This is a genomic window from Actinokineospora lacus (assembly GCF_053813445.1).
Genome location: NZ_JBQERA010000001.1, coordinates 841,874 through 866,295, shown reverse-complemented (window position 1 = coordinate 866,295; position 24,422 = coordinate 841,874). Strand labels below are relative to the sequence as shown.

Genomic DNA, 24,422 nt, shown 5'->3' with positions numbered 1-24,422 from the left:
CGGGTGCTGCGGGGTCAGGACTTGTCCTTGGTGTCCGCTCCCTCGGCGGGCTCCTCGGCGGCGTCCTTGGTGGCCGACTCGGGCGCGTCGGCGTCCTGGTCGTGCACCTCGGTGGCCTCGTCGGCCTTGGTCTCCTCGACCTTGGCCTCGTCGGCGGTCTCGTCCTTGGACTCGACGGCCTTGGGCTGGTCCGAGGCGAACTTGGTCTTGCGGGCGGCCTCGGCCTCCGCGGTGACCGTCTTCTCCTGGATCAGCTCGATGACGGCCATGCTGGCGTTGTCACCACGGCGCGGCATCACCTTGATGATGCGCAGGTAGCCGCCGGCACGGTCGCTGAAGAACGGGCCGATCTCGGTCATCAGGCGCTGGACGACGTCCTTGTCCCGGATGACCTTCATGATCTCGCGGCGGTTGTGCAGGTCGCCGCGCTTGGCCTTGGTGATCAGCCGCTCAGCGTACGGCCGCAGGCGCCGGGCCTTGGCCTCGGTCGTGGTGATCCGGCCGTTCTGGAACAGCGAGGTGGCCAGGTTGGCCAGCAGCAGCCGCTCGTGGGCCGGGCCCGCGCCGAGCCGGGCGCCCTTGGTAGGGGTGGGCATTACGTGCTCCTTGGTGTTGCGATCCCCCGCTGCGGCGGGGGGTCGTTACAGCTGCTCGGTCTCCGCGTAGTCCTGGCCGTCGTCGGTGCCGCCGTCCGCGCCGGTGGACCAGCCCGCGTCGGCCGAGTAGTCGGTGGCCGCGGCGGTCGGGTCGAATCCGGGCGGGCTGTCCTTGAGCGCGAGGCCAAGGCCGACCAGCTTCATCTTGACCTCATCGATGGACTTCGCGCCGAAGTTGCGGATGTCCAGGAGGTCGGCCTCGCTGCGCGAGACCAGTTCGCCCACGGTGTGGATGCCCTCGCGCTTGAGGCAGTTGTACGAGCGGACCGTGAGGTCGAGGTCCTCGATCGGCATCGCGTAGGCGGCGATGGTGTCCGCCTCCTGCGGCGAGGGGCCGATCTCGATGCCCTCGGCGTCCACGTTCAGCTCGCGCGCCAGCCCGAAGAGCTCCACCAGCGTCTTGCCCGCCGAGGCGACCGCGTCACGCGGGGTGATCGACGGCTTGGTCTCCACGTCCAGCACGAGCTTGTCGAAGTCGGTGCGCTGCTCGACACGGGTGGCCTCGACCTTGTAGGTCACCTTGAGCACCGGCGAGTAGATCGAGTCGACCGGGATGCGGCCGATCTCGGCGCCCGCCTGCTTGTTCTGCATCGCCGGGACGTAGCCGCGACCGCGCTCGACGACGAGCTCGATCTCCAGCTTGCCCTTGCCGTTGAGCGTGGCGATGTGCAGGTCCGGGTTGTGCACCGTGACGCCCGCGGGCGGCACGATGTCACCGGCGGTGACCTCGCCGGGGCCCTGCTTGCGCAGGTACATCGTGACCGGCTCGTCCTCCTCGGAGGAGATGACCAGTTCCTTGAGGTTCAGGATGATGTCGGTGACATCCTCCTTCACCCCGGGGACGGTGGTGAACTCGTGCAGCACGCCGTCGATGCGGATGCTCGTCACCGAGGCGCCGGGGATCGAGGACAGCAGCGTGCGCCGCAGCGAGTTGCCCAGCGTGTAGCCGAAACCGGGCTCGAGCGGCTCGATCATGAAGCGGGAGCGGGTCTCGTTGACCGGCTCCTCGGCCAGGGAAGGACGCTGTGAGATAAGCACTTCTGGTTGTTCCTTTCGGAAAGGCGCCCGCTATTTGACGCCTGACGCAAAGTTCACGGCGGGCTGGCGACCCGGGGCCGCCAGCCCGCTGCGCACTACTTCGAGTAGAACTCGACGATCAGCTGCTCCTGCACGGGCACGTCGATCTGCGCGCGCTCGGGCAGCTGGTGCACGAGGATGCGCAGGTTCGACGCGACGAGCTGCAGCCAGCCCGGGATCGGGCGGTCGCCGACGGACTCCTTGGCGGCCACGAAGGGCAGCGTCGGGAACGATTTCGGCTTCACGTCGATGATGTCGAACCTCGACACCTGGTAGCTCGGGACGTTGACCTTCTTGCCGTTGACCAGGAAGTGGCCGTGGCTGACCAGCTGCCGCGCCTGACGGCGGGTGCGGGCCAGTCCTGCGCGGTAAACGACGTTGTCGAGGCGGGTCTCCAGCAGCTGGAGCAGGACCTCACCGGTCTTGCCCTGGCGGCGTGCGGCCTCGTAGTAGTAGCGGCGGAACTGCCGCTCCAAGATGCCGTAGGTGTAGCGCGCCTTCTGCTTCTCCTGCAGCTGGAGCAGGTACTCGCTCTCCTTGACCCGACCGCGGCCGTGCTGGCCGGGCGGGTAGGGACGACGCTCGAACGCCTGGTCTCCGCCGACGAGGTCGACCTTGAGCCGACGCGAGATGCGGGTCGCGGGGCCGGTGTAGCGTGCCATGTTTTTCTACTCCTCCCCGTTCCTCAGACCCGGCGCCGCTTGGGCGGGCGGCAGCCGTTGTGAGGCTGCGGGGTCACGTCCTGGATCGTGCCGACCTCGAGGCCCGCCGCCTGCAGCGAGCGGATCGCGGTCTCCCGGCCGGAGCCGGGGCCCTTGACGAACACGTCGACCTTCTTCATGCCGTGCTCAGCAGCCTTGCGGGCGGCGTTCTCGGCGGCCATCTGCGCGGCGAACGGGGTCGACTTGCGCGAACCCTTGAAGCCGACGTGCCCGGAGGACGCCCATGCGATCACGGCGCCGGTCGGGTCGGTGATGGAGACGATCGTGTTGTTGAACGTGCTCTTGATGTGAGCATGTCCGTGCGAGATGTTCTTCTTTTCCTTGCGCCGGACTTTCTTGACTCCGGCGCCGGTGCGCGACTTGGGGGGCATTTCTGGCGAGGTCTCCTACTTCGAACGCGAGGTGGTGACGGTGGGGGCCGCGTGCCGGATGATTGATCCGGCGTCCGTGTAAAGATCGCGCAGGGCGGCGGGTCGGCTGCTGCGAGGCGCGACGGTGAGAGCCATGAAGGCCCGGTTGCGTCGCCTCTGCGGGGCGACGACCACGGTCTGGCGGCCCGTGCTCACTTCTTTCCGGCCTTCTTCTTGCCCGCAACCGTCTTCTTCGGACCCTTGCGCGTGCGGGCGTTGGTCTTGGTCCGCTGTCCGCGGACGGGCAGACCGCGGCGCCACCGCAGGCCCTCGTAGCAGCCGATCTCGATCTTGCGACGGATGTCGGCCTGCACCTCGCGGCGGAGGTCACCCTCGACCTTGAAGTTGTTCTCGATGTACTCGCGCAGCCTGACCAGGTCCTCGTCGGAGAGGTCCTTCACGCGCAGGTCTGGCGAGATCTCGGTGGCGACCAGCAGCTCCTTGGAGCGGGTCCGGCCGATGCCGAAGATGTAGGTGAGCGCGATCTCCATCCGCTTGTCGCGGGGGAGGTCGACGCCTGCGAGTCGTGCCATGGCGGCTTCTGTCTCCTGTCGGTGGTCCTCAGGTCTTCTCCCCATCCGCCCCCGGCCGACTCAAGGTCGGGGACCCGGCCTGAAGTCCGGGCGTGAGCCGGGCCCGTGTGGCCCGACAGGTATGGGGAGGTCGTCTGCCTGCTCTAAGTGCTCAGCCCTGGCGCTGCTTGTGGCGCAGGTTGTCGCAGATGACCATGACCCGCCCGTGACGGCGGATCACCTTGCACTTGTCGCAGATCTTCTTGACGCTCGGTTGGACCTTCACGTCCTGTTTCTCCTGCTCGGCCGCGTGCCCCGGAGTCCTGGGGGCAGCAGTAGTGGCCCGGCCCCTGAGGGACCGGGGGTCACTTGTAGCGGTAGACGATGCGGCCGCGGGACAGGTCGTAGGGCGACAGCTCTACGACAACCCGGTCCTCGGGCAGGATGCGGATGTAGTGCTGCCGCATCTTGCCGCTGATGTGTGCCAGCACCTTGTGGCCGTTCTCCAACTCGACGCGGAACATCGCGTTGGGGAGTGGCTCGACCACGCGGCCTTCGACCTCGATGGCCCCGTCCTTCTTGCCCATGTCCTCCGCGTTTCGTGACGGTGTCGGTTGACACTGCCGACCGCGCGCCTAGGCAACAGCTACATCGTCTGGGCGACACGCACGACAGAGACGGCGCTTGCACAGCGCCACCGGACTAGTGTACGCACCCTCGTTCGACTACCCAAATCCGGCCCGGTCACACACCTGATATGCATAACTATGAAGCAGCGGCCAAGCCCCGAAGCTGCGCGCTCATAGTTATGCATACCTCAGCCGGTGAGGCGAGGTGCCGGGGACTCCTCACCGGGCACGGACGGGTGCATGACTGCAGGTGAAGACTCGGTGCCGGGTTCAAGAGCGAGCTCGCAACCCATGGCCGGACTGCTTGAGCCGCCGTCCGCCTCACGACAGTCCGCCAACTCGTCCTACGGGGCCAGCGCCGAGGTGCCTACTACGAGAGATCCTCGTAGCCCTTGAAATGCGAGCGTGCCCTCAGCGCACGTCGATCATCTGGCGCAGCGCGAAGCGGATGGTGTCGATCTCGGTGGGGGTGAGGTGGGCGGGGTGGGGTTTGACGAGGCGGTCGGTGCTGATGGACTTGACCTGGTCGCACATGGCGTAGCCGGGGCGGTCGTTGAGGGTGATCCTGGGGTGGAACGGCAGGCCGCGGTTGGTGGTGGTGCAGGGGACCACCAGGGCCAGGCGGTTCGGCAGCCTGCAGGCCAGGGCGGTGCCGACGATGATGGCGGGGCGCATGCCCGCCTGTTCGCGGCCGACCTGGGGGTTGAAGTCGGCCCACCAGACCTGCCACGGCGTCAGTCGGGTCACTCCGTGACCGTGGTGTCGACGTCGGCCAAGGCGGCGGCTTCGGTGGCGTAGCCGCCTGCCAGGTCCGGGTCGGCGGCGAGGCGGGCCAGGGCCGCAGTGGTCTCGTGCTCGAACAGCACGATGCGGAGGGCTTCGTCGAGGGAGACGCCGCCCAGTTCCGTCTCGGCGATGCGGGCCAGGGCGTCCCGGTTCTCCGTGGACACGCGCATGCTCGTCTGCATACGTCAAGCATACGATACGCATGCGCCCGTGGCCACTACGCTCGGCGGCATCACTGGGGTCGATGGGGAGGCACGGCGTGGAGTACGCGCGGTTGGGGTCGTCGGGGTTGAAGGTGTCGCGGGTCGCCCTCGGGTGCATGAGTTACGGGGACCCGGGGCGGGGGACGCATCCCTGGTCGCTGGCCGAGGAGCAGGCGGGGCCGTTCATCGCGCAGGCGTTGGAACTCGGGATCAACTTCTTCGACACCGCGAACATGTACTCGCTGGGCTCCAGCGAGGAGATCGTCGGCTCGGCGATCAGGCGGCTCACCAAGCGCGAGGATGTCGTCGTCGCGACGAAGGTGTACTTCCCGATAGGTGAGGGGCCGCTCTCGGGCGGGCTGTCCCGGGGCGCCATCATGCGCGAGCTCGACGCCAGCCTGCGCAGGCTGGGCACGGACTACGTGGACCTCTACATCATCCACCGCTGGGACTACGAGACCCCGATCGAGGAGACGATGCGCGCGCTGCACGACGTCGTGCGGGCGGGCAAGGTTCGCTACATCGGGGCCTCGTCGATGCACACCTGGCAGTTCGTCAAGGCGCAGTACACCGCCGACCTGCACGGCTGGACGCGGTTCGTCAGCATGCAGAACCACTACAACCTCATCAACCGCGAGGAAGAGCGGGAGATGCTGCCCTACTGCCACGCCGAGGGCGTCGGCGTCACCCCGTGGAGCCCGCTGGCCCGGGGCAAGCTGACCCGCGACTGGGACGCGGAGTCCCCGCGCACCGGCGGCGACCCGGTCACGGCCGCGCTGTACGGGGCGACCGAGCAGGCCGACCGCCGGGTCGCGCAGGTCGTCGCCGACATCGCCGCCGAACGGGGGGTGCCGCGCGCGCAGGTCGCGCTGGCCTGGCTGCTGGCCCAGCCCGCGGTCACCTCGCCGATCATCGGCGCGACCAAGCCGCACCACCTGACCGACGCCGTCGACGCGCTCAAGGTCGAGCTGTCCGCCGAGGAGATGGCCAGGCTGACCGAGCACTACGTGCCGCACGCCATCGCCGGGTACAGCTAGACCTCCGCCATGGCGCCGTTCACCACCTTCGACGACCGCGTCGCCGTGCTGACCGGCGGTGCGTCGGGAATCGGCCGTGAACTCCTGCTCCAGCTGGTGCGGCGGGGAACCCACGTGGCCGTCTGCGATGTGGACGAGGACAAGCTGGCGGCGGCGGTCCGCCACGCTCGGGCGGCCAATCCCGGTGTCCGGGTGACGGGCCACGCGCACGACATCGCCGACGAGGCCGCCGTCGGCCGGTTCCGCGACGAGGTGGCGCGGGCGCACGAGTGCGAGGCGATCCACCTGCTGTTCAACAACGCGGGCGTGGTGGGCGGGGGCTCCTTCGTCACGGGCAGCCGCGAGGAGTGGGAGCGGACGTTCGCCGTCTCCTGGTCCGGCGTGTACCACTGCACTCGGGCGTTCCTGCCCATGCTCATGGCGGCTGACCAGGGAGTCGTCATCAACACCGCGTCGGTGAACGCGCTCTGGGCCAGCCTGGGCGCCGGGTCGGCGCACACCGCCTACTCCTCGGCGAAGTTCGCTGTCCGGGGCTTCACGGAGTCGCTGCTGGTCGACTTCCGGGCACACGCCCCGCACCTGGGCGCCGTGCTGGTCATGCCCGGCCACGTCCGCACCGGGATGCCGTCGCCGCCCCGGACCTGGCGCCGTGCCCTCGGCTCGTTGTTCGCGAGCTACCGACCCGTGACCAGCACCGCCGCCGCGTCCAAGATCATCGACGCCGTCCGCGACGGTGACTGGCGGGTCGTCATCGGCCAGGACGCCGTGGCCGTGGACGAACGCGTCCGGGCAGATCCGTGGACCGCCTACGACTGAGCGCTGGTGGCGCGGCCCGAGAGCTGCCTGCTACTCCGGAGGGGCGGTGAGCACCCGGGGGCCGTCATCGGTGATCGCGATGGAGTGCTCCCAGTGGGCCGCACGCGAGCCGTCGGCGGTCACGACCGTCCAGCCGTCCTCCAGCTCGACGGTCTCCTCGGTGCCCAGGGTCAGCATGGGCTCGATCGCGATGGCCATGCCCGCGCGCAGCCGGGGGCCCTTGCCGGGCTTGCCGTGGTTGGGCAGGAACGGGTCCATGTGCATCGAGCTGCCGATGCCGTGGCCGCCGTACTCGCGGACGATCCCGTACTCGCGCCCGTGCGCCTTCGACGACTCCAGCGCCGACTGCTCGATGGCGTAGGAGATGTCGGTCAGCCGGGCCCCGACGACGGTCGCCTCGATGCCCGCCAGCATGGCGGCGTGGGTGGCGTCGGAGAGCTGCTGGTCGGCCTCGCTCGCGGGCGCGCCGACGAACAGCGTCACTGCGGAGTCGCCGTGCCAGCCCTCCAGGATCGCGCCGCAGTCCACCGAGATCAGGTCGCCGTCGGCGAGGACCTGGGTGCGACTGGGGATGCCGTGCACGATCTGGTCGTTCACCGAGGCGCAGATGCTGGCCGGGAAGCCGTGGTAGCCCTTGAAGCTGGGCACGGCCCCGGCGTCGCGGATCACCGACTCGGCGATCTCGTCCAGCTCACCGGTGCTGACCCCGGCCTTGACCGCGGTGCCGACCGCGGTGAGGGCCCGGTGGACCACCAGGCCAGCGGCGCGCATCGCGTCCAACTGGCCGGGTGACTTGATCTCGATCATACGACCCCGCCACTTCGCCAGGCCGCTGAACAGCCCACTTACGGTCACGTCCGAGAGCGCAGGGCGTCCAGGACGCGGCTGGTGATCTCGCTGACCTCGCCGACGGCGTCGACGCTGATCAGCACGCCCGAGTAGTACTCCAGCAGCGGCTCGGTCTCCGAGCGGTACACCTGCTGCCGGTGCCGGATGACGGACTCGCTGTCGTCGGCCCGGCCGCGGGCCAGCAGGCGCCGGACCACCACGTCCTCGTCCACCCGGAACTCCACGACGGCGTCGAGGCGGGTGTCGGTGTTGGCGAGCAGCTTCCCCAGCACCTCGGCCTGGCCGACGTTGCGGGGGAAGCCGTCGAGCAGGAAGCCGCCCTCGGCGTCGGCCTGGGCCAGCCGCTCGCGGACCATCTCGTTGGTCACCTCGTCCGGGACGAGCTGCCCGGCGTCGAGGTAGCGCTTGACGTCCTTGCCCAGTGCGGTGTTGTTCGCGATGTGCGCCCGGAACAGGTCACCCGTGGAGATGTGCGGTACGCCCAGCTGCTCGCTGAGGGCGCTCGCCTGGGTGCCCTTGCCCGCTCCGGGCGGGCCCACGAGAACAACACGCGTCACTTGAGGAACCCTTCGTAATTGCGCTGCATCAGCTGGCTCTCGATCTGCTTCACAGTGTCGAGACCGACGCCAACCATGATCAGCACGGCCGTCCCGCCGAACGGGAAGTTCTGGTTGGTCCCCTCGCCACCGGTGAGGTCCAGGAAGAAGTTCGGCAGAACCGCAACGGTGCCAAGGTAGAGCGAGCCTGGCAACGTGATCCGGCTCAACACGAAGTTCAGGTACTCGGCGGTCGGGCGGCCCGGGCGGATGCCGGGGATGAACCCGCCGTACTTCTTCATCTCGTCGGCACGCTCGGTGACGTTGAACGTGATGGTGATGTAGAAGTACGTGAAGAAGATGATCAGGCCGAAGTAGACCGAGATGTGCACCCAGTTCGACTGGTCGGTCAGGTAGTTGCCGACGAAGCGCTGGAACCAGGAGTCGTCGGTGCCGATCAGGTTGACGATCAGGTCCGGCAGGTACAGCAGCGACGAGGCGAAGATGACCGGGATGACGCCCGCCTGGTTCACCTTCAGCGGCAGGTAGGTCGAGGTCCCGCCGTACATGCGGCGGCCGACCATGCGCTTGGCGTACTGCACCGGGATGCGGCGCTGGCCCTGCTCGACGAACACGACCGAGGCGATGATCAGCAGGCCGAAGACGCAGACCACGGTGAAGACGAGCGGGCCGTTCTGGTTGAGGATGTTGCCACCCTCGACCGGGATGCGGGCCGCGATGTTGACGAACATCAGCAGCGACATGCCGTTGCCGATGCCGCGCTCGGTGATCAGCTCGCCGAACCACATGATGACGGCGGTGCCCGCGGTCATCGTCAGCACGATGAGGCTCAGCTTGAAGATGTCGCTGTCGGGGATGACCGGGTTCGGGCACTGGCCGAACAGCTGGCCGCGGTCGGCCATCGCCACGATGCCGGTGGACTGCAGCACGGCGAGCGCGATGGTCAGGTAGCGGGTGTACTGCGTCAGCTTGCCCTGACCCGCCTGCCCTTCCTTCTTCAGCTGCTCGAAGCGCGGGATGACCACCGTCAGCAGCTGGATGATGATGCTCGCGGTGATGTACGGCATGATGCCGAGCGCGAACACCGACAGCTGGAGCAGGGCGCCGCCGCTGAACAGGTTCAGCAGCTGGAAAACACCCTGGCTGGCGTCCTCGTTGAGCGACAGACATTCCTGCACGTTCGGGTACGAGACCCCAGGCGACGGGAGGGCGGCTCCAACGCGATAGACCGCGACGATCCCCAAGGTGAAGAGGATCTTCCTACGCAGGTCTGGCGTCGCAAGAGCCGAGCGGAAGGCGCTGAGCACGCAGGAACCTCCTCGGCGTCGCCTGCACTTCGCTGCAGGCGATACTGCGGAGCCGGCGGGACCGCCGGCAGGGAACAGGGAACCATAGCCCACCGGGTTCACCGACAGGCCAAGGCCACCCCCGGGACAGGAATCCCTGGGGCGTGACCACGACTTTAACAGCAAGTGTGAGACGTCCCGCACCCCCGTCGGCTACGAGGGCGCCACCGACTCGCGCGATGCGGGCCGAGTGGGACGAACATCACTTTCACGTGCAAGTGAATCCGGGTCGAAACGCCATGGGCCGGGCACCCGAGGGTGCCCGGCCCATGGACTCACATCAGCGCTCAGACCGTGGTGGCGGTGCCACCGGCGGCCTGGAGCTTCTCCACCGCGCTGCTGGAGAACTTGTTCGCGGTGATGTCGAGCTTGACCCCGGCGAGGTCACCGTCGGCCAGGACCTTCACCAGCTGGTTCTTGCGAACCAGGCCGGAGCCGACCAGGGCGGCGATGTCGACCGAGCCGCCATCGGGGAACGCCTTCGCGACGTCACCGAGGTTGACGACCTGGTACTCGACCCGGAAGCGGTTCTTGAAGCCCTTGAGCTTCGGCAGCCGCATGTGGAGCGGCATCTGGCCGCCCTCGAACCGGGCGGGGACGTTCTTGCGGGCCTTGGTGCCCTTGGTACCGCGGCCTGCGGTCTTGCCCTTGGAGCCCTCACCGCGACCGACGCGCATCTTCTCGGTCTTGGCGCCGGGGGCCGGGCGCAGGTGGTGCAGTTTGATAGCCATCAGTCGACCTCCTCGACAGAGACGAGGTGGCGGACGGTGTGGATGAGGCCGCGCACCTCGGGAGTGTCCTCGCGCACCGTGGTCTGGCGGATCTTGCGCAGACCCAGGGTACGAAGGGACTCACGGTGGTTGCGCTTGGTGCCGATGCCGGAGCGCACCTGGGTCACCTTGAGCTTGGCCATGTCAGTTCCCCGATCCTGCGGCGGCAGCCGCCGCGCGGGCGCGGAGCATGCCTGCGGGAGCGACGTCCTCCAGCGGGAGACCACGGCGGGCCGCGACCTCCTCGGGACGCTGCAGGTTCCTCAGCGCCTGCACCGTGGCGTGCACGACGTTGATGGCGTTGTCGCTGCCGAGCGACTTCGACAGCACGTCGTGGACGCCTGCGCACTCCAGCACCGCGCGGACCGGCCCACCGGCGATGACACCGGTACCGGCGGAGGCGGGACGCAGCAGGACGACGCCCGCGGCCTTCTCACCCTGCACGGGGTGCGGAATGGTGCCGCCGATGCGCGGGACGCGGAAGAAGTTCTTCTTCGCCTCCTCGACGCCCTTGGCGATGGCCGCGGGAACTTCCTTGGCCTTGCCGTAGCCGACGCCGACCATGCCGTCGCCGTCGCCGACGACGACCAGGGCGGTGAAGCTGAAGCGCCGACCGCCCTTGACGACCTTGGCTACCCGGTTGATGGCGACCACGCGCTCGATGTGCGGGGTCTTCTCCTGGGCCGCCCCGCCGCGTCCGCCGCCGTCACGACGGTCCCGGCGGTCGCGGCGCTCACCGCGCTCGCCGCCCTGACCGCCTTGACCGCCCTGTCCGCCGCCGTGGCCGCCGCCGAACTGCCGCGTACGTCCCGGCATCAGGCGTTCCTTCCCTTGTCAGTGCACGTCATGATCAGAACTCCAGCCCCGCCCCGCGGGCCGAGTCGGCCAGCGCGGCGATACGACCGGTGTACTTGTTGCCGCCGCGGTCGAAGACGACCTTGGCGATCCCGGCGTCCTTGGCCCGGGCGGCGAGGAGCTCGCCGACCTTGGCCGAACGCGCCTTCTTGTCGCCGTCCACCGCGCGCACGTCGGCCTCCATCGTCGACGCCGAGGCCACGGTGTGGCCGTTCAGGTCGTCGATGATCTGGGCGAACATGTGCCGCGATGAGCGGGTCACGACCAGGCGCGGACGCTCCGCGGTGCCGCTGAGCTTCTTGCGGAGCCGGAAGTGCCTGCGGGTCTTGGCGATGCGGCGCCGGGTGGAGATGTCCTTGCCCACCGGCTTGCGCTTGGTCACAGTCGTTGCGCTCATGATCACTTACCCGTCTTTCCGACCTTGCGGCGGATCTTCTCGCCCGCGTAGCGCACGCCCTTGCCCTTGTACGGGTCGGGCTTGCGCAGCTTGCGGATGTTCGCGGCGACCTCGCCGACCCGCTGCTTGTCGATGCCCGAGACGGAGAACTTCGTGGCGCTCTCCACCGTGAAGGTGATGCCCTCGGGGGGCGAGACCTTCACCGGGTGGCTGAAGCCCAGCGAGAACTCCAGGTCCGACCCCCTGGCCAGGACGCGGTAGCCGACGCCGTGGATCTCCAGCTTCTTCTCGTAGCCCGCGGTGACGCCGACGACCATGTTGTTGACCAGCGAGCGGGTCAGGCCGTGCAGCGCGCGGTTGGTGCGCTCGTCGTCGGGCCGCGTCACCGCGAGCGTGCCGTCCTCGGCGCGCTCGACGGTGATGGGCTCGGAGACGGTGATGGCCAGGGTGCCCTTGGGGCCCTTGACGCTGATGTCGCGGCCGTCGATGGCGACGTCGACGCCAGCCGGAACCGTGATCGGGAGCCTTCCGATGCGAGACATGTGTTCAGTCCCCTTCCCTCACCAGACGTAGGCGAGGACTTCCCCGCCCACTCCCGACTTGTTCGCCTGCCGGTCGGTCATGAGACCGCCGGACGTGGAGATGATCGCCACGCCCAGGCCGCCGAGAACCTTCGGCAGACCGGTCGACTTCGCGTACACCCGCAGACCGGGCTTGGACACGCGGCGCAGGCCAGCGATGCTGCGCTCGCGGTTCGGGCCGTACTTCAGCTCGACGACGAGGTCTTTGCCCTTCTCGCCGTCCTGGTCGCGGTAGCCGGTGATGTAACCCTCGCGCTTGAGGATCTCGGCGATGCTGGCCTTGAGCTTCGAGTGCGGCAGCACGACCTCGTCGTGGTACGCCGAGTTGGCATTGCGCAGACGGGTCAAGAAGTCTGCGATCGGGTCGGTCATCGTCATGGTGACCTTGTCAACCTTTCTCGCCGTGGTTCCCGCATCGGGCCTTCGGCGATCTTCGGGGTAGTGCGGGGAAGGGGGACTAGTCCCTTACCAGCTGGACTTGCTCACGCCAGGCAGCTCGCCGCGGTGGGCCATCTCCCGCAGGCAGATCCGGCACAGGCCGAACTTGCGGAACACCGAGTGCGGGCGTCCGCACCGGTTGCAGCGGGTGTAGCCACGAACCTTGAACTTCGGCTTCTTGGCCGCCTTGTGAACCAGCGCCTTCTTGGCCATCGGCTCAGTTCTCCTTGAAGGGGAAGCCCAGGTGCTTCAGCAGCGCCCGGCCCTCCGCGTCGGTCGTCGCCGTGGTGACCACGGTGATATCCATGCCGCGCTGGCGGTCGATGGAGTCAGGGTCGATCTCGTGGAACATCGACTGCTCGTTGAGACCGAAGGTGTAGTTGCCGTTGCCGTCGAACTGCTTGCCCGAGAGGCCGCGGAAGTCGCGGATACGGGGCAGCGCGATCGTCAGCAGGCGGTCGAGGAACTCCCACATGCGGTCGCCGCGCAGGGTCACCCGCGCGCCGATCGGCATGCCCTCGCGCAGCTTGAACTGCGCGATGGACTTGCGGGCCTTGCGGACCTCGGGCTTCTGGCCGGTGATCGTGGCCAGGTCGCGGACCGCGCCCTCGATCAGCTTGCCGTCGCGGGCGGCGTCGCCGACGCCCATGTTCACGACGACCTTGACGACACCGGGGACCAGCATGGGGTTCGGGTAGCCGAACTCCTTGGTCAGCTCCGGGCTGATCTCCGAGCGGTAGCGGGTCTTGAGCCGCGGGATGATCTTCTCGACCACGGACTTGCTGGCAGAGTCGGTAGATTCAGTCGTAGTCATGATCAGATCTCCTTCCCGTTGCCCTTGCCGCGGGCCATGCGGACCTTGCGGCCGTCTTCAGCGGTCTTGTACCCGACGCGGACGGCCTGGCCGTCGGCCACCAGCATCACGTTGCTCACGTGGATGGGGGCCTCCTGCGTCACGATGCCGCCGGACTGGGCGCCGCGCTGGTTCTGCGACACACGGGTGTGCTTCTTGACGCGGTTCACGCCCTCGACCAGGACCTTGTTGGTCACCGGGTAGGCCTGGATGACCTTGCCCTTGGCGCCCTTGTCCTTGCCCGAGATGACGACGACCGTGTCGCCCTTCTTGATCTTCATGTCAGAGCACCTCCGGCGCCAACGAGATGATCTTCATGAACTTCTTGTCGCGCAGCTCGCGGCCCACCGGGCCGAAGATGCGGGTGCCGCGCGGCTCGCCCTCGTTCTTGATCAGAACGGCGGCGTTCTCGTCGAACCGGATGTACGAGCCGTCCGGGCGGCGGCGCTCCTTGACGGTGCGCACGATGACCGCCTTGACGACATCGCCCTTCTTCACGTTCGCGCCCGGGATGGCGTCCTTCACGGTGGCGACGATGATGTCGCCGATTCCCGCGTAGCGCCGACCGGAGCCGCCGAGCACGCGGATGCAAAGGATTTCCTTCGCCCCGGTGTTGTCGGCGACACGCAGTCGCGACTCCTGCTGGATCACGTCAACTCCTGACCATTCCTGGCCTGCCAGATTGCCGACCTGACAGGCTCGGCCTTGGATTACTTGGGTTACTTGGCCCGCTCGATGACCTGCACGAGCCGCCAGCGCTTGGTGGCGGACAGCGGCCGGGTCTCCATGAGCAGGACCCGGTCGCCGACGCCCGCGGAGTTCTCCTCGTCGTGCGCCTTCACCTTGGTGGTGGAGCGCATGACCTTGGCGTAGCGGGGGTGCTTCTTGCGGTCTTCCAGCGCCACGACGATGGTCTTGTCCATCTTGTCGGACACCACCAGGCCCTCGCGGACCTTGCGGGTGGTGGTCCGCTGGACGGCCTCGGTCACGGTCTCGGCGTTCTCAACGTTGTCACTCATGCGGCACCCTCACCGGTCGCCTCGTCGGGGGACACCGACAGCCCGAGCTCGCGCTCGCGCATCACGGTGTAGATCCGGGCGATGTCCTGCTTGACCAGGCGCAGGCGCCGGTTGTTGTCGAGCTGGCCGGTCGCCATCTGGAAGCGGAGGTTGAACAGCTCCTCCTTCGCCTCCCGCAGGCGCAGCACCAGCTCGTCGTCGGTCAGCTCGCGCAGATCCGTCGTGGTGGTCCCGGCAGCCATCAGAAGTCACCACCCTCACGCGTCACGATGCGGCACTTCATCGGCAGCTTGTGGATCGCGCGGCGCAGTGCCTCACGCGCCACCGTCTCGTTGGGGAAGGTCATCTCGAACATCACGCGACCCGGCTTCACGTTGGCCACCCAGTGCTCCGGCGAGCCCTTGCCGGAGCCCATGCGGGTCTCGGCGGGCTTCTTGGTCAGCGGGCGGTCCGGGAAGATGTTGATCCAGACCTTGCCACCACGGCGGATGTGCCGGTTGATGGCGATACGCGCCGACTCGATCTGCCGGTTGGTGACGTAAGCGGGCTCCAGCGCCTGGATGCCCAGCTCGCCGAAGGTGACGCGGTTGCCACCCTTGGACGCGCCGGAGCGGTCCGGACGGTGCTGCTTGCGGTGCTTGACCTTGCGTGGGATGAGCACAGCTCAGCCCTCCCCGTTGCCAGTGCCCTCGGCGGCCGGGGCCGCCGGGGTGTCGGACGCGGCGGCGCGACCCGCCTCGGTGCTGGTGGGCGTGGTGCCCGAGGAGCCGGAACGGCGCGGGCGGCTGGGCCGCTCGCGGCGCGGCTCGCGCCGGGTGTCAGCGGCCTGGCGCACGTCGGCCTCGCGGCGTCCGCCCACGACCTCGCCCTTGTAGATCCACACCTTGACGCCGATGCGGCCGAAGGTGGTGCGGGCCTCGAAGAAGCCGTAGTCGATGTCCGCGCGCAGCGTGTGCAGCGGGACGCGACCCTCGCGGTAGTGCTCCGAGCGGGACATCTCGGCGCCGCCGAGGCGGCCCGAGCACTGCACCCGGATGCCCTTGACCTGCGGCGAGCGCATGGCCGACTGGATGGCCTTGCGCATCGCGCGCCGGAAGGACACGCGGTTGGACAGCTGCTCGGCGGTGACCTGCGCGACCAGCTGGGCGTCCGACTCGGGGTTCTTGACCTCGAGGATGTTGAGCTGGACCTGCTTCTTGGTCAGCTTCTCCAGCTCACCGCGGATGCGGTCGGCCTCGGCGCCGCGGCGGCCGATGACGATGCCCGGCCGCGCGGTGTGGATGTCGACGCGGACGCGGTCACGGGTGCGCTCGATCTCCACGCGGGAGATGCCTGCGCGCTCCATGCCCTTGGACAGCAGGCGGCGGATCTTGACGTCCTCCGCCACGTACTCCGCGTACTGCTTGTCGGCGTACCAGCGGGACCGCCAGTCAGTGGTGATCCCGAGCCGGAAGCCGTGCGGGTTGATCTTCTGTCCCATTAGCGGACACCGCCCTTCGTGCTCGACTTGCGGCCCTTGGCCTGCTTGGCAACCACCGGGCGCGACTCGACCTCGACGGTGATGTGGCTCGTGCGCTTGCGGATGCGGTAGGCCCTGCCCTGCGCACGCGGCCGGAACCGCTTGAGCGTCGGCCCCTCGTCCACGTAGATCGTGGAGATCCACAGGGTCGACGGGTCGAGGCCGAAGTTGTTCTCGGCGTTGGCGACGGCGCTGGCCAGCACCTTGGCGACCGGCTCGCTGGCGGCCTGCGGCGTGAACCTGAGCAGGCTCAAGGCGTCCTCGGCGCTACGTCCCCTGATGAGCTCGACGACGCGGCGCACCTTCATCGGTGTCATCCGGACGTAGCGAGCCCGAGCCATGGCGGACGGAAGCTCTTCCGTCGCCGCGGCGTCGTTTCGGGCGTTCATCGCTGTTCCCCTTGCTCTTTCTCTGCTCGTTCGTGCCTAGCGGCGCCGCGACTTGCGGTCATCCTTGATGTGACCCTTGAACGTGCGGGTCGGGGCGAACTCGCCCAGCTTGTGGCCGACCATGGCCTCGGAGACGAACACCGGGACGTGCTTGCGGCCGTCGTGCACCGCGATGGTGTGACCCAGCATGTCCGGGATGATCGTCGACCGGCGGGACCAGGTCTTGATCACGGTCTTCTTGCCCGACTCGTTGAGCGCGTCCACCTTCTTGAGCAGGTGGTCGTCCACGAACGGGCCCTTCTTCAGGCTGCGTGGCATTGCTTCTACCTCCCTGCTCAGCGCTTGTTCTTGCCAGTGCGGCGACGGCGGACGATCAGCTTGTCGCTCGGCTTGTTGCGGCGAGTGCGGCCCTCGGGCTTGCCTGCCGGGTTGACCGGGTGGCGACCACCGGAGGTCTTGCCCTCACCACCACCGTGCGGGTGGTCGACCGGGTTCATGGCCACACCGCGGACGGTCGGGCGCTTGCCCTTCCACCGCATACGTCCGGCCTTGCCCCAGTTGATGTTGGAGTGCTCGGAGTTGCCGACCTCACCGACCGTGGCGCGGCACCGAACGTCCACGTTGCGGATCTCGCCCGAGGGCATCCGCAGCTGGGCGTAGGGGCCGTCCTTGGCGACGAGCTGCACGCTCGAACCGGCCGAGCGGGCGATCTTGGCCCCGCCACCCGGGCGCAGCTCGATGGCGTGGACCACCGTGCCGACCGGGATGTTGCGCAGCGGCAGGTTGTTGCCCGGCTTGATGTCGGCCTTGGGGCCGGACTCGATCGGGTCACCCTGGCGCAGCTTGCCCGGCGCGATGATGTAGCGCTTCTCGCCATCGGCGAAGTGCAGAAGCGCGATCCGCGCGGTGCGGTTGGGGTCGTACTCGATGTGCGCCACCTTGGCGGGCACACCGTCCTTGTCGTGGCGACGGAAGTCGATCAGCCGGTACGCACGCTTGTGACCGCCACCCTTGTGCCGGGTGGTGATCTTGCCGTGCGCGTTGCGGCCGCCGCGGCCGTGCAGCGGGCGGAGCAGCGACTTCTCCGGGGTGGAGCGGGTGATCTCGGCGAAGTCCGAGACGCTCGCGCCGCGACGACCCGGGGTCGTCGGCTTGTACTTGCGAATACCCATTGGTCTACTCAGTCCTTACGCGGCCGGGCCGCCGAAGATCTCGATCGGCTTGCTCTCCGGGGACAAGGTGACGATCGCGCGCTTGGTGTCCTTGCGCTTGCCGTAACCGGTCCGGGTGCGCTTGCGCTTTCCGTTGCGGTTGAGCGTGTTCACGCTCAGCACCTTGACCGCGAAGATCTTCTCAATGGCGATCTTGATCTCGGTCTTGTTGGCGTCCGGGCGGACGACGAAGGTGTACTTGTTCTCCTCGAGGAGTCCGTACGACTTCTCCGAGATCACCGGCGCGAGCACGATGTCGCGAGGGTCGGGGATCACTTGTCCTCCTCGGACTCAACCTCAGCGGAAGAGGCCTTGGCCTTGGCGGCCTTGACCGGTCCGGCAAGGAAGGCGTCGTAGGCGGTCTTGGTGAAGACGATGTCGTCGTTCACCAGAACGTCCAGGGTGTTCAGCTGGTCCGGCGCGATCACGTGCACGTGCGGCAGGTTGCGCACCGACACCCAGGCGATGTCCTCGCCCCGGGTCAGCACGACCAGCACGCGGCGGGCCTCGGTGACCGACTCCAGCAGCTTGCGCGCGGTCTTGGTGGAGGGGGTGTCCCCGTCGACCAGGGCCGAGACGATGTGCAGCTGACCCGCGCGGGCCCGGTCGGAGAGGGCGCCACGCAGGGCGGCGGCCTTCATCTTCTTGGGGGTGCGCTGGGTGTAGTCGCGCGGCTGGGGGCCGTGCACGACGCCGCCGCCGACGAACTGCGGCGCGCGGGTCGAGCCCTGGCGGGCCCGGCCGGTGCCCTTCTGCCGGTACGGCTTCTTGCCGCCGCCGGAAACCTCGCCGCGGGTCTTCGTCGAGTGCGTGCCCTGGCGGGCCGCGGCCTGCTGGGCCACGACGACCTGGTGCAGCAGGGCCACGTTGGCCTGCACGTCGAAGATCTCCGCGGGCAGCTCGACGCTGCCGTCGGTGTCACCGGCGGGCGTCTTGATGTCGACGCTGGTCATGCTCAGGCACCGCCCTTCGCAGCACTCTTGAGGAACACCAGGCCGCCCTTGGGGCCGGGGATGGCGCCCTTGAGCAGGATGAGGCCGGACTCGGCGTCGACCTGGTGCACGGTCAGGTTCTGGGTGGTGACCCGGGCGTTGCCCATCCGGCCCGCCATGCGCAGGCCCTTGAACACGCGGCCGGGGGTGGCGCAGCCGCCGATGGACCCCGGGGAGCGGTGCTTGCGCTGGGTGCCGTGGGAGGCGCCGAGGCCCTTGAAGCCGTGGCGCTTCATGACACCGGCGGTGCCCTTGCCCTTGGTGGTGCCGGTCACGTCGATCATCGTGCCGGGCTCGAACACCTCGGCGGTGATCTCCTGGCCGACGGTGTAGTCACCGGCGTCGGAGGTCCGCAGCTCGGCGACGTAGCGGCGCGGGGTCACCCCGGCCTTGTCGAAGTGGCCGCGCTCGGGCTTGTTCACCTTGCGCGGCGCGATGGCGCCGAAGGCGATCTGCACGGCCGCGTAGCCGTCGACCTCCTGGCTGCGCACCTGGGTGACCACGTTGGGTCCGGCCTTCACCACGGTCACCGGGACGATCCGGTTGTTCTCGTCGAAGACCTGGGTCATCCCGAGCTTGGTGCCCAGGATTCCCTTCATCTGCCTGTCAGACATGGCTCTCGTTACTCTCCGCCTCGCCGCGCGCGCTTACTGGATGTTGACGTCGACGCTCGCCGGAAGGTCGATGCGCATGAGCGCGTCGACCGTCTTGGGCGTCGGGTCGAGGATGTCGATCAGCCGCTTGTGCGTACGCATCTCGAAGTGCTCGCGCGAGTCCTTGTACTTGTGCGGCGAGCGGATGACGCAGTAGACGTTCTTCTCCGTGGGCAGCGGCACAGGCCCGACGACCCGCGCGCCGGTGCGCGTCACGGTCTCCACGATCTTGCGCGCGGACGCGTCGATCGCCTCGTGGTCGTAGGCCTTGAGCCGGATGCGGATCTTCTGTCCCGCCATGATGGCTTGCCGTTCCTCTTCGGTAGTTGCGATCTCGGCGAGCCCGTCAGGCGTTAGCCGCGCCGCTTCCCTGTTCACAAGTCAATGGATGTCTGGACCCGATCTGCCCTGCTCAGTCCGGTCCACGCGGTCGGGCGTGTCGCCGTGCTTTCACATAACTGTCCCCTGGCAGGAACGCCGTGGGACGGGCTTTTCAGTTCCGAAGGGCCCTGCGGCCCCGGCTCTCGTGCCGGGGCGGCCGGTGGTCTAGCACAGACCGGCCGCCCCCGCTACGAGCAACCCGTAAAGAATGCCACACGCGTGTGGGGCGATCCAAACCGGGGTGGCCGAAGTCTCCTCGGCCACCCCGGACGGGAACTACTGGTTGATCTTGGTGACGCGGCCCGCGCCGACGGTCCGGCCACCCTCGCGGATGGCGAAGCGCAGACCCTCGTCCATGGCGATCGGCTGGATCAGCTTGACCGTCATCTCGGTGGAGTCGCCCGGCATGACCATCTCGGTGCCCTCGGGGAGGGTCACGACGCCGGTCACGTCGGTGGTGCGGAAGTAGAACTGCGGGCGGTAGTTGTTGAAGAACGGCGTGTGACGGCCGCCCTCATCCTTGCTGAGGATGACGACCTTGGCCTCGAAGTCCGTGTGCGGGGTCGTGGTGCCCGGCTTCACGATGACCTGGCCGCGCTCGATGTCCTCGCGCTTGATGCCGCGCAGCAGCAGGCCGACGTTGTCACCGGCCTGGCCCTGGTCGAGGAGCTTGCGGAACATCTCGACACCGGTGACGGTGGTCTTCTGCGCCTTCTCCTTGATGCCGACGATCTCCACCTCCTCGTTGACGTTGACGACGCCACGCTCGATGCGGCCGGTCGCGACGGTGCCGCGGCCGGTGATCGTGAAGACGTCCTCGACGGGCATGAGGAAGGGCTTGTCGGTCTCGCGCTCGGGCTGCGGGATGCTCTCGTCGACCGCGTCCATCAGCTCCAGCAGGCGGGCGCCCCACTCGGCGTCGCCCTCAAGGGCCTTGAGCGCGGAGACCCGCACGACCGGCAGGTCGTCGCCGGGGAAGTCCTGCGCGGACAGCAGCTCGCGCACCTCGAGCTCGACGAGCTCCAGGATCTCCTCGTCGTCGACCATGTCGGCCTTGTTCAGGGCCACCACGATGTAGGGCACGCCGACCTGGCGGGCCAGCAGCACGTGCTCGCGGGTCTGCGGCATCGGGCCGTCGGTGGCGGCGACCACCAGGATGGCACCGTCCATCTGGGCCGCACCGGTGATCATGTTCTTGACGTAGTCAGCGTGACCCGGGCAGTCGACGTGCGCGTAGTGACGCTTCTCCGTCTGGTACTCGATGTGCGCGATCGAGATGGTGATTCCGCGCTGCTTCTCCTCCGGCGCCTTGTCGATCTCGTCGAACGGCGTGAAGGGGTTCAGGTTGGGGAACTTGTCGTGCAGGACCTTGGAGATCGCCGCGGTCAGCGTGGTCTTGCCATGGTCGATGTGACCAATGGTGCCGATGTTGACGTGCGGCTTGGTCCGCTCGAACTTGGCCTTCGCCACTGGACTGTCCTCCTGGACTGGTTTCTTCTTCCGCTACGGGCGCAGACGGTAATCCGTCTGCGCCCCTCGCGGCTCATCAGGGTCGATGTGCGGACCCCGGGGAGTCCCCCCGGAGAGCCCGCACTTATCGTGCGGTGCTCCGGTGCGGGGTCACTCCCCCGTAGCCTTTGCGATGATCTCCTTCGCCACGTTCACCGGAACCTCGGCGTAGGAGTCGAACACCATCGAGTAGTTCGCCCGGCCCTGGGTCTTCGACCGCAGGTCACCGACGTAGCCGAACATCTCCGACAGCGGAACAAGAGCCTTCACGATCCGGGCGCCACCGCGCTCCTCCATGGCCTGGATCTGGCCGCGGCGGGAGTTCAGGTCACCGGTGACGGTGCCCATGTACTCGTCGGGGGTGGTCACCTCGACGGCCATCATCGGCTCGAGCAGCGCGGGGTCCGCCTTGCGGGCGGCTTCCTTGAGCGCCATCGACCCGGCGACCTTGAAGGCCATTTCGGACGAGTCGACCTCGTGGTAGGCGCCGTCCAGCAGGGTCAGCTTGAGACCCACCAGCGGGTAGCCCGCGAGCACGCCGTACTGCATGGCGTCCTGCGCACCGGCGTCGACCGAGGGGATGTACTCCCTCGGCACACGGCCGCCGGTGACCTTGTTGTCGAACTCGTAGAGAGCGCCGTCCGCGGTGGACAGCGGCTCCAGCGCGATGATCACCTTGGCGAACTGGCCCGAGCCACCCGTCTGCTTCTTGTGGATGTACTCGAACTTCTCGACCTTGCGGCGGATCGTCTCGCGGTAGGCCACCTGCGGCTTGCCGATGTTGGCCTCGACCTTGAACTCGCGGCGCATGCGGTCCACCAGGATGTCCAGGTGGAGCTCACCCATGCCCGCGATGATGGTCTGGCCGGTCTCGTCGTCGAGGTGGACCTTGAACGTCGGGTCCTCCTCGGCCAGCTTCTGGATGGCCAGGGAGAGCTTCTCCTGGTCGGCCTTCGTCTTGGGCTCGATGGCGACCTGGATGACCGGGTCCGGGAAGGTCATCGACTCCAGCACGATCGGGTTCTGCGGGTCGCAGAGCGTCTCGCCGGTGGTCGTGTCCTTCAGGCCGATGACCGCGTAGATGTGGCCCGCGCGCGCCTCGGTGACCGGGTTCTCCTTGTTGGCGTGCATCTGGAACATCTTCCCGATGCGCTCTTTGCGGTCCTTGGTCGAGTTGATGACCTGGGCGCCGGTGTCGACCTTGCCCGAGTACACCCGGACGTAGGTGAGCTTGCCGAAGAAGGGGTGCACGGCGATCTTGAACGCGAGCGCGGAGAACGGCTCGTCCACGGCGGGCCTGCGGGTGGCGGGGGTCTCCCCGTCCTGCAGGGTGCCGACGACCGGCGGGACGTCCAGCGGCGAGGGCAGGTAGTCGACCACGGCGTCGAGCATGGGCTGCACGCCCTTGTTCTTGAACGCCGAGCCGCACAGCACCGGGTAGGCCGAACCATCGTTGACGATCTTGCGGATGCCCTGCTTGATCTCCGCGATGGTCAGCTCCTCGCCACCGAGGTAGCGCTCCATCAGGTCGTCGTCGGTCTCGGCGACGGCCTCGACGATGGCCTCGCGGTACTCCTTGGCCTTCTCGAGCAGATCCGCGGGGATCTCCTCGATGGTGTAGTCCTCGCCCTTCTGGACCTCGCCGCGCCAGGTCAGCGCCCGCATCTCGACCAGGTCGACCAGCCCGATGAACTCGCTCTCGGTGCCGATCGGCAGCTGCAGCGGCAGCGGCTTGGCGCCGAGGCGCTCGCGGATGGTCTTCACGGTGAAGTAGAAGTCCGCGCCGAGCTTGTCCATCTTGTTGACGAAGCAGATGCGCGGCACGTCGTACTTGGTCGCCTGGCGCCAGACCTGCTCGGACTGGGGCTCGACACCTTCCTTGCCGTCGAACACGGCCACCGCGCCGTCGAGCACGCGCAGCGAGCGCTCCACCTCGACGGTGAAGTCGACGTGGCCGGGGGTGTCGATGATGTTGATCTGGGTGTCTTTCCAGAAACAGGTCGTGGCCGCGGAGGTGATGGTGATACCCCGCTCCTGCTCCTGCTCCATCCAGTCCATCACCGCGGCGCCGTCGTGCACTTCGCCGATCTTGTAGCTGATCCCGGTGTAGAACAGGATTCGCTCGGTCGTGGTCGTCTTGCCCGCGTCGATGTGGGCCATGATCCCGATGTTGCGGACCTTGGCCAGGTCGGTCAGCACGTCGAGTGCCACGGGTGTTTCCCCTGTCCTATCTAGCAGCTACGGGCGCCGCTGGCTTCACCAGCGGTAGTGGGCGAATGCCTTGTTGGACTCCGCCATCTTGTGCGTGTCCTCGCGGCGCTTGACGCTGGCGCCAAGTCCGTTGGAAGCGTCGAGCAGCTCGTTCGTCAAGCGCTCGATCATGGTCTTCTCGCGGCGGGCGCGGGAGAACGTCACCAGCCAGCGCAGTCCCAGCGTGGTGGAGCGGCCCGGCTTGACCTCGATCGGCACCTGGTAGGTGGCGCCGCCGACGCGGCGGGACTTGACCTCGATGGTCGGCTTGACGTTGTCCAGCGCGCGCTTGAGGGTCACCACCGGGTCGGTGCTGGTCTTCTCCCGGGCGCCTTCCAGCGCGCCGTAGACGATGCGCTCGGCGACCGAGCGCTTGCCGTCCACCAAGACCTTGTTGATGAGCTGCGTGACCAGCGGCGAGCTGTACACCGGGTCGGAGATCAGCGGCCGCTTCGGGGCCGGTCCCTTGCGGGGCATATCAGCTCTTCTCCTTCTTCGCGCCGTAACGGCTGCGAGCCTGCTTGCGGTTCTTGACGCCCTGGGTGTCCAGCGAGCCGCGGATGATCTTGTAGCGAACGCCCGGGAGGTCCTTCACACGCCCACCGCGCACGAGCACCATCGAGTGCTCCTGGAGGTTGTGACCCTCACCGGGGATGTAGGCGGTGACCTCGATACCGCTGGTCAGCTTCACGCGAGCGACCTTGCGGAGCGCGGAGTTCGGCTTCTTCGGGGTGGTGGTGTACACGCGGGTGCACACGCCACGCCGCTGCGGGCTCCCCTTGAGAGCCGCAGTCTTCTGCTTGGCGACCTTGTCCTGGCGGCCCTTTCGGACCAGCTGCTGGATCGTGGGCATAGACCGGCTTTCTTCCTGGAACGCGCCCGGGTGGGCGCCTGCGTATCTAGCGGGTTCCTGCATGTCCGCCCGTACCCCGAGGTCGGGCGTGTCGCCGCCCTCCCCCGGAGCACCCGTGGGAGAGCGAATCCCCACGGGTTCGGAAGGTACTC

At 68.0% G+C, this 24,422-nt stretch carries 39 protein-coding genes; 2 read left to right on the top strand and 37 right to left on the bottom strand.

The window, feature by feature from the left end:
- Nucleotides 1–14 precede the first annotated feature (14 nt).
- The 9 genes from rplQ to ACTG9Q_RS04385 all read right to left on the bottom strand — a co-directional run bounded on the left by rplQ (nucleotide 15) and on the right by ACTG9Q_RS04385 (nucleotide 4,974).
- Complete coding sequence (gene rplQ, locus ACTG9Q_RS04425) at nucleotides 15–596, bottom strand: 50S ribosomal protein L17 (protein ID WP_455571257.1); 582 nt, start codon at nucleotides 594–596, stop codon at nucleotides 15–17.
- A 45-nt stretch (nucleotides 597–641) separates the two neighbouring features.
- Nucleotides 642–1,694, bottom strand: a complete 1,053-nt coding sequence (locus ACTG9Q_RS04420) for a DNA-directed RNA polymerase subunit alpha (protein ID WP_455571256.1) — start codon at nucleotides 1,692–1,694, stop codon at nucleotides 642–644.
- A 95-nt stretch (nucleotides 1,695–1,789) separates the two neighbouring features.
- Nucleotides 1,790–2,395, bottom strand: coding sequence for a 30S ribosomal protein S4 (gene rpsD, locus ACTG9Q_RS04415; RefSeq protein ID WP_455571255.1), 606 nt, complete (start codon nucleotides 2,393–2,395; stop codon nucleotides 1,790–1,792).
- 23 nt (nucleotides 2,396–2,418) lie between these two features.
- Nucleotides 2,419–2,826: a 30S ribosomal protein S11 gene (gene rpsK, locus ACTG9Q_RS04410; RefSeq protein ID WP_026424141.1), complete on the bottom strand. Its 408-nt coding sequence runs from the start codon at nucleotides 2,824–2,826 to the stop codon at nucleotides 2,419–2,421.
- A 191-nt stretch (nucleotides 2,827–3,017) separates the two neighbouring features.
- Nucleotides 3,018–3,398: a 30S ribosomal protein S13 gene (gene rpsM, locus ACTG9Q_RS04405; protein ID WP_455571254.1), complete on the bottom strand. Its 381-nt coding sequence runs from the start codon at nucleotides 3,396–3,398 to the stop codon at nucleotides 3,018–3,020.
- A gap of 151 nt (nucleotides 3,399–3,549) precedes the next feature.
- Nucleotides 3,550–3,663, bottom strand: a complete 114-nt coding sequence (gene rpmJ, locus ACTG9Q_RS04400; protein ID WP_022925314.1) for a 50S ribosomal protein L36 — start codon at nucleotides 3,661–3,663, stop codon at nucleotides 3,550–3,552.
- A gap of 79 nt (nucleotides 3,664–3,742) precedes the next feature.
- The gene (infA, locus tag ACTG9Q_RS04395) at nucleotides 3,743–3,964 is read right to left on the bottom strand and encodes a translation initiation factor IF-1 (protein WP_005166804.1); all 222 of its coding nucleotides are present in this window, start codon (nucleotides 3,962–3,964) and stop codon (nucleotides 3,743–3,745) included.
- Nucleotides 3,965–4,417: 453 nt separating this feature from the next.
- Nucleotides 4,418–4,753, bottom strand: a complete 336-nt coding sequence (locus tag ACTG9Q_RS04390; RefSeq protein WP_455571253.1) for a type II toxin-antitoxin system PemK/MazF family toxin — start codon at nucleotides 4,751–4,753, stop codon at nucleotides 4,418–4,420.
- Entirely contained in the window at nucleotides 4,750–4,974 is a 225-nt protein-coding gene (locus ACTG9Q_RS04385) for a hypothetical protein (protein WP_455571252.1), read from the bottom strand. The genes ACTG9Q_RS04390 and ACTG9Q_RS04385 overlap by 4 nt, the downstream gene beginning before the upstream one ends.
- Nucleotides 4,975–5,051: 77 nt before the next feature.
- Here ACTG9Q_RS04385 and ACTG9Q_RS04380 point away from each other — a divergent pair, with 77 nt between their 5' ends.
- Together ACTG9Q_RS04380 and ACTG9Q_RS04375 are read left to right on the top strand one after the other, a co-directional pair.
- Nucleotides 5,052–6,032: an aldo/keto reductase gene (locus ACTG9Q_RS04380; RefSeq protein WP_455571251.1), complete on the top strand. Its 981-nt coding sequence runs from the start codon at nucleotides 5,052–5,054 to the stop codon at nucleotides 6,030–6,032.
- Between the two features lie 9 nt (nucleotides 6,033–6,041).
- Entirely contained in the window at nucleotides 6,042–6,848 is an 807-nt protein-coding gene (locus ACTG9Q_RS04375) for an SDR family NAD(P)-dependent oxidoreductase (RefSeq protein WP_455571250.1), read from the top strand.
- Nucleotides 6,849–6,878: 30 nt separating this feature from the next.
- On the opposite strand, the gene map is transcribed toward ACTG9Q_RS04375, so the two are convergent.
- The 28 genes from map to rpsL all read right to left on the bottom strand — a co-directional run bounded on the left by map (nucleotide 6,879) and on the right by rpsL (nucleotide 24,270).
- Nucleotides 6,879–7,655, bottom strand: a complete 777-nt coding sequence (gene map, locus ACTG9Q_RS04370; RefSeq protein WP_455571324.1) for a type I methionyl aminopeptidase — start codon at nucleotides 7,653–7,655, stop codon at nucleotides 6,879–6,881.
- Nucleotides 7,656–7,699: 44 nt separating this feature from the next.
- On the bottom strand, nucleotides 7,700–8,254 hold the full coding sequence (locus ACTG9Q_RS04365; protein WP_455571249.1) for an adenylate kinase: 555 nt from the start codon (nucleotides 8,252–8,254) through the stop codon (nucleotides 7,700–7,702).
- Complete coding sequence (gene secY, locus ACTG9Q_RS04360) at nucleotides 8,251–9,561, bottom strand: preprotein translocase subunit SecY (protein ID WP_455571323.1); 1,311 nt, start codon at nucleotides 9,559–9,561, stop codon at nucleotides 8,251–8,253. The genes ACTG9Q_RS04365 and secY overlap by 4 nt, the downstream gene beginning before the upstream one ends.
- 326 nt (nucleotides 9,562–9,887) lie before the next feature.
- Complete coding sequence (gene rplO, locus ACTG9Q_RS04355; RefSeq protein WP_455571248.1) at nucleotides 9,888–10,331, bottom strand: 50S ribosomal protein L15; 444 nt, start codon at nucleotides 10,329–10,331, stop codon at nucleotides 9,888–9,890.
- Nucleotides 10,331–10,513 carry a 50S ribosomal protein L30 gene (gene rpmD / locus ACTG9Q_RS04350; RefSeq protein ID WP_455571247.1) on the bottom strand — a complete coding sequence of 61 codons (183 nt, stop codon included), beginning with the start codon at nucleotides 10,511–10,513 and terminating at the stop codon, nucleotides 10,331–10,333. The genes rplO and rpmD overlap by 1 nt, the downstream gene beginning before the upstream one ends.
- Before the next feature lies 1 nt (nucleotide 10,514).
- Nucleotides 10,515–11,186 carry a 30S ribosomal protein S5 gene (gene rpsE, locus ACTG9Q_RS04345; protein WP_455571246.1) on the bottom strand — a complete coding sequence of 224 codons (672 nt, stop codon included), beginning with the start codon at nucleotides 11,184–11,186 and terminating at the stop codon, nucleotides 10,515–10,517.
- A 34-nt stretch (nucleotides 11,187–11,220) separates the two neighbouring features.
- Complete coding sequence (gene rplR, locus ACTG9Q_RS04340) at nucleotides 11,221–11,628, bottom strand: 50S ribosomal protein L18 (RefSeq protein ID WP_455571245.1); 408 nt, start codon at nucleotides 11,626–11,628, stop codon at nucleotides 11,221–11,223.
- Complete coding sequence (rplF, locus tag ACTG9Q_RS04335; protein WP_455571244.1) at nucleotides 11,625–12,164, bottom strand: 50S ribosomal protein L6; 540 nt, start codon at nucleotides 12,162–12,164, stop codon at nucleotides 11,625–11,627. Before rplF ends, rplR begins: the two co-directional genes overlap by 4 nt.
- A gap of 18 nt (nucleotides 12,165–12,182) precedes the next feature.
- Nucleotides 12,183–12,581, bottom strand: a complete 399-nt coding sequence (rpsH, locus tag ACTG9Q_RS04330) for a 30S ribosomal protein S8 (RefSeq protein WP_455571243.1) — start codon at nucleotides 12,579–12,581, stop codon at nucleotides 12,183–12,185.
- 87 nt (nucleotides 12,582–12,668) lie between these two features.
- A complete protein-coding gene (locus tag ACTG9Q_RS04325; protein WP_455571242.1) occupies nucleotides 12,669–12,854 on the bottom strand; it encodes a type Z 30S ribosomal protein S14 in 186 nt (61 codons plus the stop codon).
- Between the two features lie 4 nt (nucleotides 12,855–12,858).
- Nucleotides 12,859–13,455 carry a 50S ribosomal protein L5 gene (gene rplE / locus ACTG9Q_RS04320; protein ID WP_455571241.1) on the bottom strand — a complete coding sequence of 199 codons (597 nt, stop codon included), beginning with the start codon at nucleotides 13,453–13,455 and terminating at the stop codon, nucleotides 12,859–12,861.
- Between the two features lie 2 nt (nucleotides 13,456–13,457).
- Nucleotides 13,458–13,775, bottom strand: a complete 318-nt coding sequence (gene rplX, locus ACTG9Q_RS04315) for a 50S ribosomal protein L24 (RefSeq protein WP_455571240.1) — start codon at nucleotides 13,773–13,775, stop codon at nucleotides 13,458–13,460.
- Nucleotide 13,776: 1 nt separating this feature from the next.
- Nucleotides 13,777–14,145, bottom strand: a complete 369-nt coding sequence (gene rplN, locus ACTG9Q_RS04310; protein WP_378243579.1) for a 50S ribosomal protein L14 — start codon at nucleotides 14,143–14,145, stop codon at nucleotides 13,777–13,779.
- 68 nt (nucleotides 14,146–14,213) lie between these two features.
- Entirely contained in the window at nucleotides 14,214–14,513 is a 300-nt protein-coding gene (gene rpsQ / locus ACTG9Q_RS04305; protein ID WP_455571239.1) for a 30S ribosomal protein S17, read from the bottom strand.
- Nucleotides 14,510–14,755 (bottom strand): 50S ribosomal protein L29, encoded by a 246-nt coding sequence (gene rpmC, locus ACTG9Q_RS04300; protein WP_455571238.1) that lies wholly within the window; start codon nucleotides 14,753–14,755, stop codon nucleotides 14,510–14,512. The genes rpsQ and rpmC overlap by 4 nt, the downstream gene beginning before the upstream one ends.
- A complete protein-coding gene (gene rplP, locus ACTG9Q_RS04295; protein ID WP_455571237.1) occupies nucleotides 14,755–15,174 on the bottom strand; it encodes a 50S ribosomal protein L16 in 420 nt (139 codons plus the stop codon). The genes rpmC and rplP overlap by 1 nt, the downstream gene beginning before the upstream one ends.
- A 3-nt stretch (nucleotides 15,175–15,177) precedes the next feature.
- A complete protein-coding gene (rpsC, locus tag ACTG9Q_RS04290; RefSeq protein ID WP_455571236.1) occupies nucleotides 15,178–15,993 on the bottom strand; it encodes a 30S ribosomal protein S3 in 816 nt (271 codons plus the stop codon).
- Nucleotides 15,993–16,421, bottom strand: coding sequence for a 50S ribosomal protein L22 (gene rplV, locus ACTG9Q_RS04285; protein ID WP_455571235.1), 429 nt, complete (start codon nucleotides 16,419–16,421; stop codon nucleotides 15,993–15,995). The genes rpsC and rplV overlap by 1 nt, the downstream gene beginning before the upstream one ends.
- A 36-nt stretch (nucleotides 16,422–16,457) precedes the next feature.
- Nucleotides 16,458–16,739: a 30S ribosomal protein S19 gene (gene rpsS, locus ACTG9Q_RS04280; RefSeq protein WP_033384221.1), complete on the bottom strand. Its 282-nt coding sequence runs from the start codon at nucleotides 16,737–16,739 to the stop codon at nucleotides 16,458–16,460.
- A 17-nt stretch (nucleotides 16,740–16,756) separates the two neighbouring features.
- On the bottom strand, nucleotides 16,757–17,593 hold the full coding sequence (gene rplB / locus ACTG9Q_RS04275) for a 50S ribosomal protein L2 (protein ID WP_455571234.1): 837 nt from the start codon (nucleotides 17,591–17,593) through the stop codon (nucleotides 16,757–16,759).
- A 15-nt stretch (nucleotides 17,594–17,608) separates the two neighbouring features.
- On the bottom strand, nucleotides 17,609–17,908 hold the full coding sequence (gene rplW, locus ACTG9Q_RS04270; RefSeq protein ID WP_455571233.1) for a 50S ribosomal protein L23: 300 nt from the start codon (nucleotides 17,906–17,908) through the stop codon (nucleotides 17,609–17,611).
- Nucleotides 17,905–18,585 (bottom strand): 50S ribosomal protein L4, encoded by a 681-nt coding sequence (gene rplD / locus ACTG9Q_RS04265; RefSeq protein ID WP_455571232.1) that lies wholly within the window; start codon nucleotides 18,583–18,585, stop codon nucleotides 17,905–17,907. Before rplD ends, rplW begins: the two co-directional genes overlap by 4 nt.
- 2 nt (nucleotides 18,586–18,587) lie before the next feature.
- Nucleotides 18,588–19,238 carry a 50S ribosomal protein L3 gene (gene rplC / locus ACTG9Q_RS04260; RefSeq protein WP_455571231.1) on the bottom strand — a complete coding sequence of 217 codons (651 nt, stop codon included), beginning with the start codon at nucleotides 19,236–19,238 and terminating at the stop codon, nucleotides 18,588–18,590.
- A gap of 33 nt (nucleotides 19,239–19,271) precedes the next feature.
- Nucleotides 19,272–19,577: a 30S ribosomal protein S10 gene (gene rpsJ, locus ACTG9Q_RS04255; RefSeq protein ID WP_003938093.1), complete on the bottom strand. Its 306-nt coding sequence runs from the start codon at nucleotides 19,575–19,577 to the stop codon at nucleotides 19,272–19,274.
- A 357-nt stretch (nucleotides 19,578–19,934) separates the two neighbouring features.
- Entirely contained in the window at nucleotides 19,935–21,128 is a 1,194-nt protein-coding gene (tuf, locus tag ACTG9Q_RS04250) for an elongation factor Tu (protein ID WP_455571230.1), read from the bottom strand.
- Nucleotides 21,129–21,278: 150 nt separating this feature from the next.
- On the bottom strand, nucleotides 21,279–23,378 hold the full coding sequence (gene fusA / locus ACTG9Q_RS04245; protein ID WP_455571229.1) for an elongation factor G: 2,100 nt from the start codon (nucleotides 23,376–23,378) through the stop codon (nucleotides 21,279–21,281).
- A 45-nt stretch (nucleotides 23,379–23,423) separates the two neighbouring features.
- Nucleotides 23,424–23,894, bottom strand: a complete 471-nt coding sequence (gene rpsG, locus ACTG9Q_RS04240; RefSeq protein ID WP_455571228.1) for a 30S ribosomal protein S7 — start codon at nucleotides 23,892–23,894, stop codon at nucleotides 23,424–23,426.
- Nucleotide 23,895: 1 nt separating this feature from the next.
- Nucleotides 23,896–24,270, bottom strand: coding sequence for a 30S ribosomal protein S12 (gene rpsL, locus ACTG9Q_RS04235; protein WP_030473471.1), 375 nt, complete (start codon nucleotides 24,268–24,270; stop codon nucleotides 23,896–23,898).
- Between the last annotated feature and the right edge of the window lie 152 nt (nucleotides 24,271–24,422).